This window comes from Nocardia sp. NPDC005746 (assembly GCF_040630785.1).
Taxonomy (GTDB): Bacteria; Actinomycetota; Actinomycetes; order Mycobacteriales; family Mycobacteriaceae; genus Nocardia.
This window is the reverse complement of record NZ_JBEXYE010000001.1, coordinates 793,639-805,187: the sequence shown is the minus strand read 5'-3', so window position 1 is coordinate 805,187 and position 11,549 is coordinate 793,639. Positions and strand designations below refer to the sequence as shown.

The 11,549-nt window shown below is 69.6% G+C and carries 11 protein-coding genes; 2 read left to right on the top strand and 9 right to left on the bottom strand.

All coding sequences use genetic code 11. The annotated features are described in order from the left end of the window. Positions 1–230: 230 nt before the first annotated feature. Positions 231–1,577, top strand: coding sequence for a thioesterase domain-containing protein (locus ABZ412_RS03710; RefSeq protein WP_357275968.1), 1,347 nt, complete (start codon positions 231–233; stop codon positions 1,575–1,577). 586 nt (positions 1,578–2,163) lie between these two features. Next, positions 2,164–2,511, top strand: a complete 348-nt coding sequence (locus ABZ412_RS03705) for a hypothetical protein (RefSeq protein WP_357275824.1) — start codon at positions 2,164–2,166, stop codon at positions 2,509–2,511. 46 nt (positions 2,512–2,557) lie between these two features. On the opposite strand, the gene ABZ412_RS03700 is transcribed toward ABZ412_RS03705, so the two are convergent. From ABZ412_RS03700 to zapE, 9 genes are all read right to left on the bottom strand, one after another. Further along, positions 2,558–3,118 carry an RNA 2'-phosphotransferase gene (locus ABZ412_RS03700; RefSeq protein ID WP_357275821.1) on the bottom strand — a complete coding sequence of 187 codons (561 nt, stop codon included), beginning with the start codon at positions 3,116–3,118 and terminating at the stop codon, positions 2,558–2,560. 54 nt (positions 3,119–3,172) lie between these two features. Then, a complete protein-coding gene (locus tag ABZ412_RS03695; RefSeq protein WP_357275818.1) occupies positions 3,173–3,601 on the bottom strand; it encodes a hypothetical protein in 429 nt (142 codons plus the stop codon). Further along, positions 3,598–4,872: a DUF58 domain-containing protein gene (locus ABZ412_RS03690; RefSeq protein WP_357275816.1), complete on the bottom strand. Its 1,275-nt coding sequence runs from the start codon at positions 4,870–4,872 to the stop codon at positions 3,598–3,600. Before ABZ412_RS03690 ends, ABZ412_RS03695 begins: the two co-directional genes overlap by 4 nt. Positions 4,873–4,879: 7 nt before the next feature. Next, positions 4,880–5,842, bottom strand: a complete 963-nt coding sequence (locus tag ABZ412_RS03685) for a MoxR family ATPase (RefSeq protein WP_357275813.1) — start codon at positions 5,840–5,842, stop codon at positions 4,880–4,882. Between the two features lie 20 nt (positions 5,843–5,862). Further along, positions 5,863–6,363, bottom strand: a complete 501-nt coding sequence (locus ABZ412_RS03680) for a hypothetical protein (protein ID WP_357275810.1) — start codon at positions 6,361–6,363, stop codon at positions 5,863–5,865. 49 nt (positions 6,364–6,412) lie between these two features. Next, a complete protein-coding gene (locus tag ABZ412_RS03675; RefSeq protein ID WP_357275808.1) occupies positions 6,413–7,330 on the bottom strand; it encodes a DUF4129 domain-containing protein in 918 nt (305 codons plus the stop codon). A gap of 387 nt (positions 7,331–7,717) precedes the next feature. After that, the gene (locus ABZ412_RS03670; protein WP_357275965.1) at positions 7,718–9,184 is read right to left on the bottom strand and encodes a UDP-glucose/GDP-mannose dehydrogenase family protein; all 1,467 of its coding nucleotides are present in this window, start codon (positions 9,182–9,184) and stop codon (positions 7,718–7,720) included. A 2-nt stretch (positions 9,185–9,186) separates the two neighbouring features. After that, positions 9,187–10,353: a glycosyltransferase family 1 protein gene (locus ABZ412_RS03665; protein ID WP_357275806.1), complete on the bottom strand. Its 1,167-nt coding sequence runs from the start codon at positions 10,351–10,353 to the stop codon at positions 9,187–9,189. 221 nt (positions 10,354–10,574) lie between these two features. Then, entirely contained in the window at positions 10,575–11,543 is a 969-nt protein-coding gene (gene zapE, locus ABZ412_RS03660; RefSeq protein WP_357275803.1) for a cell division protein ZapE, read from the bottom strand. Between the last annotated feature and the right edge of the window lie 6 nt (positions 11,544–11,549).

Below are 11,549 nucleotides of genomic sequence, written 5' to 3'. Positions count from 1 at the left end.
GGCTTGGTGTACAGCACAATTCGAGCCTTCACCATCCACCCACCCCACTCGAACTGACTCGCAGTGGCTGCCAGCCTTTCGCAAGAACACGTTCTAGTCAAGTGATGGACGACGCCAGGTAGCCATGGCATGCTGGCGACGAGGGCTGGTCGAGACATCCGGGGGAATTCATGAATACGCATCACGTCGGCGAGTGGTCCGCAATTCCCACTCCCACGTCCTTGCCCGCGGTGGCGCCCTGCGACTGGACAGAAGCGCTCAACGGCGACGCCGACAATGCCCAGGTAATAGTTCTGGACTGCCGCAGGGATGAATCCGGTGCGCTGCCAACGGATGCGCACGCCATGACACAGCGGGTGTCGACCGCATTGCGGACCTGGTCCGGACAACAACGCTTCGATTCCAGCACATTCCTGGTGCTCACGCGCGGCGCGATCGCGGTTGCGGCCGACGAGGTCGCGCACCCGGTGGCAGCGGCGGTATGGGAGCTGGTGCGGTCGGCTCAATCCGAGCACCCGGGGCGGATCATCCTCGTGGACACCGACTCTCCCGATGCGGGCCTCGGAGAATTGTCCGGACTCATGGCCATCCGGAATATGACCGTCCTCGCGGTCGCGAGCGCCGAACCGCAACTCGCCCTACGCGGAAATACCTTGCTCGTACCTCGCGGCGACGGGATCGCATACACCCCCGACCGGGCAACCGCGGTGGCCGAGTCCGCTGATTCGTCCATCGTCCGCATGTTCAGACAGGCGATCGCTGACGATAGATTCGCCGACGGCCTGGAGTTCCTGCTCGCAGCCGCGCAGCTGCGTGAGACGTTCGACCACTATTCGGCAGAACTCCCGAAGGGCATCGCACTCAGCGGTGGCACGCCCCACAATAGTGGCGGAGACGTCCTGCCCCACGTTGTATTGATCTGCACCCCGGCGTTTCTCGGCGGATACATTCAGTACATTCTGCTCGCGGCCCACCTGGGCGGCCATCGCCGCCTCTCCGTCATTCCGCTGTCCGGATACGAGCCGGGTGAGCCGCTGCCCGCTTCGCTCGACGCCGCCATAGACAGCATCGCCGAGTCCGTCCGCGAGACCGTCGGGGACGATGATTACGTCGTGGGCGGTATGTCGGGCGGCGGCAACCTCGCCCACGCCACCGCGGCTCGCCTGCTGGAAAAGGGCGATACCCGGCTACGGGGATTGATCATCTTCGATTCCTTCATCGCTCCGGAGGCGCACGAGCGCCAAATGGGCACCGCGAAAGACGCCGTGGCCGATACCGACGCGATGATCCCCGACCTGGCCGGCTTCACCACCGAACGACTGACCGCGCTGGCGTGCTGGCTCGATCTGCTGATGCAGCACGAGCATCAGCCCCTCGACTGCGAGACGCTCGTGCTCAAATGCACAAGGCCCTCACCGACGCACAACCTCAACGAGTGGCCCGTCGAAACCTGGTCCACCGCACAGACTGTGCGTACCGTGGACGCTCAGCACGTCGAACTGTGCAGCACGGAGGCGCCGACGACCGCGCAGCTGGTCGACCACTGGCTGGGGCAGTTGAGCATTCCCCGAACGTGACCCGAACCCGCGCGGCCGAGTAGGACTACATCGTCGTCGGAGCGGGCGGCGCCGCGGTCGCGGGCGGCCTCGCCGAACGCGGCGCCGGTGTCGTCCTGCTCGAGGCCGGGCGCGGCGACGACACCCGGCTGGTGCGGGTGCCCGGGATGATGTTCGTGGTCCACACCGTTACGCAGCGCGCCCGCCTGTGCTGGAAGGCCACAATGCGCGGACGGGTCGGGCCTCGTCCGAAAATCACTGTCCAAGTGAATCTTCGACTCGGTGGAGCGGGTGGCTGCTCGATGCCCGCCTAGCAAGTCCGCCGTCAGCAAACCGACCGTTTCGGTTGAGTTTTGACGCCTATGCCCGATTCGGTCGCTAGGCGCGAGTTGGCCGCTATTGCGCATTCGGTTGCGGTAGTTGCAGATACCGAGGCTGCCGTGGCGCGACGGAACGACCGGGGAAGTTGCTGAAAGCGGCCGAAATTCGATTGTTCCTGACCCACGACACGCTGGAGGCGTAACGTTTCAGGGCATACGGTGAATATCTAGCTAACCAACTGAATATCTCGCTGACTACATCCGATAGACATGGAGAAGGTGAACGAATGGCCGCCTGGCAAGTGTTCACGGCCACCCTCGCAACGCTCGTGGTCACGGCAATCGCCATCATGAGCCTGCACCACCCCCACCAGGATCCGGATCGGCTCTCAGTGGATCGGATCCGCGATCGAATCACCAAGGAGCACAACGCCTTGCCGTTGGCTACCACCGCACCATCAGCCTGGTCGCACCTCGCCCCCGATCACCCCCTGGGCGTCCAGGAAGCCCACCGCACCATGCAGCAGCACCGCCGCTGCCCGGTCGCCGAATGTCAACGCAAAGCCGCGGCATTCCGGGCGCTCATCGACGCCGGCCGGATCAAGCCGACCCGGATGCCGCCCGCGCTCCAATAGTTCTCGTCCACAGTGGATTCCGTCCTGCTCGAGTCCTGTCTGGAGCTCAGAGACCGGTGAGGTAACCGGGCGGGACGGCGGCCACCAGCCAGACCCCATTGGCGCTGACCCGGAACTCGTGTCCGTCGCGGTGCATCGCGGCGGCGTCCACGGTCAGCACGATGGGTCGGCCTCGACGTGAACCGACCTTGACGGCGGTCTCGATATCCGCCGACAGATGGACGTCGTGGCGGCGCATGGGCCGCAGGCCCTCGGCGCGAATTCCGGGCAGCGCAGCGGCGACGGTGCCGTGGTAGAGCAGTTCGGGCGGCGTGGTCGCCCGGTACTCCAGGTCAACGTCGACGCTGTGCCCCTGACTCGCGCGGATCCGGGTACCCGTCGCGTCGAATTCGAAGCGGCGCTTGTTGTTCCGTGCCACCACCTCGTCGAGCTCGGGCCGCGTGACGGTGCGGCCGTGCCGGGCCAGTCCCGCCAGCAGCGCGGTGACGTCCACCCAGCCGGCCGAGTCCAGGGTGAGCCCGATCGCCTCGGGTGCGTGCCGCAGATGCCGGGACAGCCGCTTGGAGGTCCGGACGAGCTGTTGCTCGTTCATGCGATATTCGTTCATGTTCGCGAGTGAAACAGTCCCGCACGCGAATTCGAAGCGATTTTCGCCGGGACGCTAGGCCGCCGGGTCGCTCGACAGCCCGCGCACCAGCATGGCGTACAACGCGATCACGGCGAACGGCGCGAGGATCGGCACCCAGGTCAGTCCGGCGGGCAGCACGGTCGCCGCCCCGGCCGCCACGGTGAACAGGAGCGCGCCCGCGACCGACGGAATCGTCGTGGGCACCACGCCCGCCGGGGCCGACACGGTGGCGATGTTCAGCAGGTAGGTGGTGGCGACCAGCCCGATGCCGCCCGCGACCATCGCCCCGGTGCCGACCCAGGCCAGCGCCGCCATGGCGGCCAGCACGGCCAGCACCGCGCAGACCCGCCAGCGCCAGCCCGCCGCGGCCAGCACCGCCACCGGCAGTGCGGCCCAGGGCAGGACGACGGCCACCGCGCCCGCGAGCAGGACGCCGGACAGTACGGCCAGGAACTTCGTCATCGGCGGACCCTCACGGTGCGGCGGTGTTCGGGCAGCAGCCGCATCACCTGGTCGAGCCGGGTGTCCTCGGGCCAGGGCACGATGTCGACGCCGACGGTGCCCATGTCGCGGTACATGGAGGTGCGTTCCAGCTGCCACATGCGGGCGAGCGTATTGTCCAGGCCCTCGCCGAACGGCGGCCCGCGCAGCACGTCGATCACCACCACGACGTGGCCGCGTTTGCGCAGATCGATCAGGGCCAGGGCGAATTGGGTGTCGAGCAGGGTCGAGAAGGCGACGATGACCGCGCCGATCGGGACCGCCGAGTGCGGGGCCAGCGAGCCCTGCATGCCGATGTGCTCGTCGCCGACATCGAGGACGGCGTCCACGATGCGATAGAACTGGCGGCGGCCGATATCGGGTCGCAGCCAGCGCGGGTTGCGGCCCAGGCACACCACCGCGGTGCGGTCACCGGCCTGCAGCGCTGACTGCGCCACCTGGGCGGCGCCGCGCACCGACAGCTCCAGTGACTCCGAGGCCGGGCCGGGGGCCTGCATCGAGGTGTCCACCAACACCACCACGTCCGCGGCCCGGTTGGTGAAGCGTTCGGTCACGAACAGCTGCCCGCGCCGCGCGCTCACCGGCCAGTTGACGGTGCGCAGCTGGTCGCCCGGGGTATAGGCCCGGATATCGGCGTACTCCACGCCGGGCCCGTGCCGCCGGGTCAGATGCGAGCCCATGCGTTCGGGAAGTTCGGTGCGCGGCAACCGCATCCGCTGCGGGTCGGTGATCGGGTAGATGTACAGCTCCCCCGCGGGCAGCCGCACCGAGGCCACCGCCAGTCCGGCGGGGCTGAGCGCGGTGATCCGCATCGGCACCGGGTACCGGCCCCAGCGCGCGGCCGACAGCGCCAGCCGCAGCCCGGCCGGGGAGACGCCGGAGTCGACCGTCTCCTCGACGTGGATCTCCATGTCCGGCAGGGGTTCCGGGTGCAGCCGCAGCAGCGCGTGACCGCTCTCCACGAAGGCGGCGGCGGTCAGCACCACCTCCTCGGTCTCGAAGCAGCGCAACACCCCGGACCCGTCGATCTGGATGCGGGTGCGCGACTGCTGCAAAGGCGCGGAGGCCAGTACTCCGAGCATGGGCGCGGCGAACACCACCAGCTGCCATTTGCCCAGGATCACCGCCAGCACCAGCGCGAGGGCCGACACCGCGGCGAGCATGAACACCAACGGCGCGGGCCGCCAGCGCAGTTCGGCCTCGACGGAGGCGGTGGTGTCGCGATGCTTCATGCGCGCCTCAAGCGGTGGTGGCGCGCGGGACGGGCAGGCGGCGCAGCAGTTCGGAGATGACGTCCTCGCCGCGGATACGGCGCACCCACATCTCGGGGCGCAGCGTGATGCGGTGCGCCATGGCGGGAATGGCCAGCGCCTTCACGTCCTCGGGGACCACGTAGTCGCGACCGTTCAGCAGGGCGCGGGCGCGGGCCATCTGCACCAGGTCGAGTTCGGCGCGCGGGCTGGCGCCGACCTCCACCTGCGGGTGGCCGCGGGTGGCGGAGGCGAGCGAGACCACGTAGCCGACCACATCGGGGTGCACGGTGACGAATTCGACGGACTGCCGCATCTCGAGCAGGCCCTCGGCGTCCACCACCTGCCCGATCTGGGCGGGCTGCGCGCCGCGTTCCAGGCGGCGGCGGATCATGTTCATCTCGTCGTTCTCCGACAGGTACCCGAGCCGCAGCTGCATGGCGAAGCGGTCGAGCTGGGCCTCGGGCAGCGGGTAGGTGCCCTCGTACTCGATCGGGTTGTCGGTGGCGAAGACGATGAACGGCTGTGGCAGCGGGAAGGTCTCACCGTCGATCGAGACCTGGCCCTCGGCCATGGCCTCCAGCAGGGCGGCCTGGGTCTTGGGCGGGGTGCGGTTGACCTCGTCGGCCAGCAGCATATTGGTGAACACCGGGCCGCGCCGGAAACTGAACCGGCCCGAATGCATGTCGTAGATGGTGGAGCCGATCAGGTCGGCGGGCAGCAGGTCCGGGGTGAACTGCACGCGGGTGAAGTTCAGCCCGAGCGCGGTCGCGAAGGAGCGCGCGATCAGGGTCTTGCCCAGGCCGGGCAGATCCTCGATCAGGATGTGGCCGCCGGACAGCACCGCGATCATGATCAGCTGCAGCTCGTCCCGCTTGCCGACCACGACCCGGGATACTTCGCGCAGAACGGCGTCGGTGCGCTTGATGGTCACGTCCATCGGTGATGTCATGGCAACTCTCGCATCTCATCTCACATGTCTTGTAGCCGACGCAGGATCTCGTCGAGGGCTTCACGGCCGGGTGCGCGATTGACCTCGTCGCGCAGCGCCGAGTTGGCCGGGTCCACCCACCGCCACAGTTCGGGGCCGAACTGCAGCTGTCCCGCCACCTCGAGGGCCCGGCGGTTCTTGTTCATCCGATGCCCGCTGGTCAGCTCGAATTCCTTGGCCAGCAACGGCCGCAGGTGCCGGTCCCAGTCGGCGCGGGTGCCCTCGGACCGGTCGGCCAGCATCGTGGCGCGCGCCTGCCAGCGGCGCAGCATCTCGACGGGGCCGTTGTCGATGTCGTTGTCCTCCTCGACGGGGGCGAGCCGCCGCGACCGCTCGACCAGCGTCCACACCAGCAGTCCGAGTGCGCCCGCCACCGGAATGCCGGTGAGCAGCGGCAGCAGTTCGCGCTGATTGCCGAGCGCGACGAACTCGAACAACACCACCAGCACCACCGCGCCGGTCACGATCGCGCCCCGATTCATGGCCGATCCCCCGTTCGGTCCCACCAGATCTCCCCCGCCACAACAGCTTTCATGCGGCCAGCCCCTGGAGATCTGCCAATACGATACGCAGCAGCTGCTCGGCCCGCATCCGCTGCCACTCCAGCATGGAGTGCGGACTGAACCGCGCCTCCTCGAACAGCGACACCAGTTCCCGCGCCGAGGCGTCGTGCAGGAAGCCGCGGTCGAAGGCTCGCGCCAGCACCTCGGAGGGGGTGTCGGAGGCCAGCGGCGCGACCTCCCGCGCCTGCGCCAGACCGCTTTCCATGGCCACGTAGCAGGCGATGATGGCGGTGCGCGGATCCTGTCCGGGCGCGATCATCGCGGCCAGGCCCATCTCGGCCACCTTGGCCAGCGAGACCGCCTCGGTGGGGCTGGGCTGCGGCAGCGGGGTGCGGGTCAGGGCGGGCCGGCGGTTCGTGTTGACCGCCACCACGACCAGGCCGGTCATGGCGATCAGCACCAGTACGGTGGCGGTGATGCCGACCAGCAGCAGCGCGGTGCCGCTCAGCGACGGCTCCGGCACGGAGTCCGTGGGCGGCGCAGTGGTTTCCAGCGGTTCCGTGGCGCCGGGCGTCGCGGTGGGCTGGGTTCCGCTCTCGTCGTGCCGTGCGGGGGTCACCAGGTAGATCGACAGCACCGCGGTCACGATCAGCGTCAGCGCCGCGACGCCGACCACCACGAGCAGCCCGAGCCGCCGCAGTCCCGGGACGCGCACCAGGTTCTCGCGATCGGGTTCGGGCATGGCGAGCGGCAGCCGGTGCCGGCTGTTGATCACACCCGCCACCAGGATCACCATCGAGACCAGCAGCAGCACCGGCATCAATGCCAGGGACACCGCCGACGACGGATGCGGCGCCGCGGGTCCTCCGGTTCCCGGAACGTACCCGCGCAGTGCGACGACAGCCAGCACGACGAGACCGATCAGTGCGATCGTCCGCGTTGCCACCGTCCCCACCCCAGTCACGACCACTCCTAACCAGAGTCCAGCAGAAACAGGCACATAGTTACATGCCAAGCGGTTCGTCAGGACCAAAATCGGGAAGCTGGAATCACATACCCGCCGCGCATAAATCCCCCACCTGCGCGGCAAGCGTCGCCAGCCCCGAAAACCCAGGTCATCCCGCCCGCACCGGGCAGCCGACGCGCAACCCCACTTATCACCATCGGTGGTGGATCGCGGGCGCGACGGACCGCCCGTCAAGATCGAACGGATGGTGCCGGAGCGGGACCGGGAGTGCCGGAATCGACAGCGGTCGCGACGTACCGACAGCAGCCAGGCCGTAGCGACGACGGTCAGGCCGTAGCGATGACGGTCAGGCCGTAGCGATGACGGTCAGGCTGTGCGGCGCACCCGGGCGCGCAGGCGCGTCAGCGGCGACGGCTGCGGCAGGGCGCGGGCCGGTTCGGCCACGTCCCGCACCGCCGTCGGACCCGGGTAGGAGCTCCCGGCCGGAGCGCCGACCGCACCGGCGGCCGTCCGCGGCTCCACCAGGCGACCCAGGGCGCGGAAGTCCCAGCCCGCGGCCAGCCATGGTTCAGGGTCCAGGGTGTTGCGGGCGTCGATGATCACGCGCCCGCGCGCGACCGTGCGCAGGAAACCGGGGTCCAGCTCCCGGAATTCCCGCCACTCGGTCAGGTGCAGCACCACGTCCGCCTCGTGCAGGGCGGCGGCCGGGGTGGCCGCGAACACCAGCTGCGGGGCCACCGCGCGCGCCGGAGCCGTCGCGGCCGGGTCGAAGACGGTCACCTCGACGCCCGCCGCGTGCAGCCGCCGCGCCACGTCCAGGGCCGGGGAGTCGCGCACGTCGTCGGAGAGCGGCTTGAAGGCCGCGCCCAGGATGCCCACCCGGCCGGTCGTCCGGTGCTCGCCGCCGAGCAGTTCGAGGGTCTCGCGCACCACTCGCTCGCGGCGGCGCAGGTTCACCGCGTCGACGTCGCGCAGGAACGCCACCGACTCCCCGGCGCCGAGCTCGGTGGCGCGGGCGATCAGGGCGCGCACGTCCTTCGGCAGGCAGCCGCCGCCGTAGCCGAGACCGGCGCCGAGGAACTTGCGGCCGATCCGGTCGTCGTGACCCAGCGCGTCGGCCAGCAGGGTCACATCCGCGCCGGTCAGATCGCACAGCTCGGCCATGGCGTTGATGAACGAGATCTTGGTCGCCAGAAAGGCGTTCGCGGACACCTTGATCAGTTCCGCGGTCGGCAGGTTGGTGATCACCACCGGCGATCCGCCGGCGATGGGTGTGGCGTAGACCTGCCGCAGCGCCCATTCGGCGTCCGGGGTGGTCACACCGAACACCAGCCGGTTCGGGTGCAGGGTGTCGTGGACGGCATGCCCCTCGCGCAGGAACTCCGGGTTCCAGGCCAGATCCACCGAGATGCCCTCGGGGGCCAGCTCGGCGATGCGCGCGGTGAGCGCCTCGGCCGTGCCCACCGGCACCGTGGACTTGCCGACGATCAGGCAGTTGCGGGTCAGGTGCGGCACCAGGCCGTCCAGCGCGCTGTAGAGCTGCGACAGGTCCGCGGCCCCGTTCACGCCGGGCGGCGTTCCCACACAGAGGAAGTGGACGTCGGCGAACTCGGCGGCCGCGACCAGCGAGGTGCCGAAGCGCAGGCGGCCGTGAGCCACGTGCCCGGCCAGCAGGTCCGGCAGGCCGGGTTCGTGGAAGGGCACCCGCCCGGCCGACAGCGCCGCGGCCTTGGCCGGGTCATTGTCCACCCCGAGCACGTCGAATCCGAGTTCGGCCATGCCCGCGGCGTGGGTGGCGCCCAGGTAGCCGGTGCCGATGACGGAGATGCGCAGCATCAGGATGCCTCCTTGGCAGCCGGGACCTCGCCCGGCACCGGGTCGGACCGCAGCGCCGAATCGGGCTGCGCGCGTTCCGCGATCACCTCGCGGTAGTGGCGGATGAGCAGGTCGTTGACCGCGGCCCAGGAGCGGTCGCGCACGCTGCGCACCGCGGTGGCCGCGGTCTGCTCGCGCAGCCGGTCGTCCTCGACCAGGCGGCGCACCAGCGCGGTCATGGCATCGGCGTCGCCGGGCGAATAGAGGAATCCGGCGCCGGGCGTGATCACGTCGATCGGGCCGCCGGACTTGGGCGCGACCACCGGCACCCCGGAGGCCAGCGCCTCCTGCGCTGCCTGGCAATAGGTTTCGTGACGGCCGGTGTGCACGAAGACGTCCAGCGAGGCGTACGCGGCGGCGAGCTCCTCACCGTGCAGGACGCCGAGGAACTCCGCGTCCGGCAGCAGCTTGCGCAGCCGCTTCTCCTCCGGGCCGCCGCCCACGATGACCAGCCGCACGCCGGCCAGCGGGCGCAGCGCGGCCAGCAGCTCGAGTTCCTTCTCCGGCGCGAGCCGCCCGATGTAGCCGACCAGCGCTTCACCATTGGGGGCCAGGCGCTTTCGCAGCTCCTCCGAGCGGCGGAAGGGCCCGAACTGCTGCAGGTCCACACCGCGCGGCCAGCGACCCAGGCCCGGGATGCCCATCAACTCCAGCTGGCGCAGGCTGGCGGTGGAGGGCGCGAGGGTGCGGTCCACCCGAAGGTGGATGCGGCGGGTCAGCGCGGTCATCGCGCGCACGCCGCCGGGCAGGTCGTAGCGCAGCGCGAAACCCACCAGATCGGTCTGATAGATGGCGACCGTCGGAATTCCGAGTTCCCCCGCGACCTTGGCCGCCTGATAACCCAGTGTGGCCGGGGAGGCGATGTGCACTACGTCGGGCCGGAATTCGCGCATGATCTTGCGCAGCCGCCGGCGGGTCTCGAGCCCGATCCGGAAGTCCCGATAGAACGGCAGCCGGGCTCCGCGCACCACGTGCACGCGGAACCCGGCGTATTTCGCCGGTCCGGTCGGGGCCACCAGTGTGGCTTCGTGACCCTTGGCGGCCAGGTGATCCAGCACCCGCCGCACGGAGTTGGTCACGCCGTTGACCTGGGGAAGAAAGGACTCGGCGACAACCAACACCCGCAAGCGGGCGCTGTTCCGGATATGGGGGCTACTCGGTCTGCTCGGGTTCCGCGGCGCGGAATCCCTTGCCTGCTCGCGGATTCGCATCGGTCCCCTCCGGTTCGGTGCAGCTCCTGACGCCACGGTAGGAAGCGGCCCGAAACCCGAGCCCCCCTCCGCATGGCCGGGACGTGAACCGTGCGCGTCGATCTCCCCGGCCAGTTCACCGGGGCTTCGCCGAACGGCTATCGAGCCTCGAGATTGGCCGGTTCCCGCAGCTCGCCGAGGCGGCTGAGGGTGCGGTAGAGGTCGGGGACCCGCCGCACCTCACCGCCGAGTTCGGCCAGCGGGACCTCCGCGAAGACCGACAGTTCGAGGTCGGCGTCGTAGAGCACGTCGACCAGGTTCACGAAGCGCATCACCCAGTCCGGCGGGACCGTGCCCAGCGGCGGGACGTCGCACACCACCCAGGTGTGGAGTTCGGCGGTGAGTTCGAGGAAGTCGGCCGCCGACACCGGGATACCGCACAGTTCCGCGAAATCGACGGTGATCACGCCGTTTTCGATCGTGCGGGCGTGCAGCCGCCGGTGGGCGACCGGAAGGTCCACGGCCCCGGTCGCGGGGCAGGCGCCGACCACGTAGTGCCCGGCCGCGAATCCGGTGTGCCGCCCGCCGAGCGTGCGGTAGTCCGTCGGCCCGTTCACCGACACCACGTCGAGGTGCTCGAGGATGCGGTCGATGGTGGGCACGAACAGGGGGTGCATATAGGGATTGGGCATCAGGTCGTGCGGCGGGTAGTTCGAGGTCACCACCAGCGTGATGTGCCGGGCGAACAGGGTGTCCAGCAGCCGGGCCACCAGGCGGGCGTCGCCCGAGTCGTGGACGTGGAATTCGTCGAAGCAGATCAGCTCGGCGTCGCCCAGCAGCGCGGCGGCCGAGGCGTCGATGCTGCCGTACTCGTGGATGCCCGCGTTCAGCCGGGCGAAGAAGGCGTGGAAGTGGTAGCGCCGCTTGCGCGTCGTTCGCACGGACTCGAAGAAGCGGTTCATCAGCATGGTCTTGCCGCGGCCGGGCCCGCCGTACAGGTAGAGCCCGCGCGACCCGTGCTGCCCGACATGGAACCGCCACCGCTTGCCCACCCGGGCGGCGATGGCGTCCAGCCGTTCGGCGGCCTGCCGCTGGTCGGCATCGAGCACGATCTCCGGGGTTTCCATTGCGAC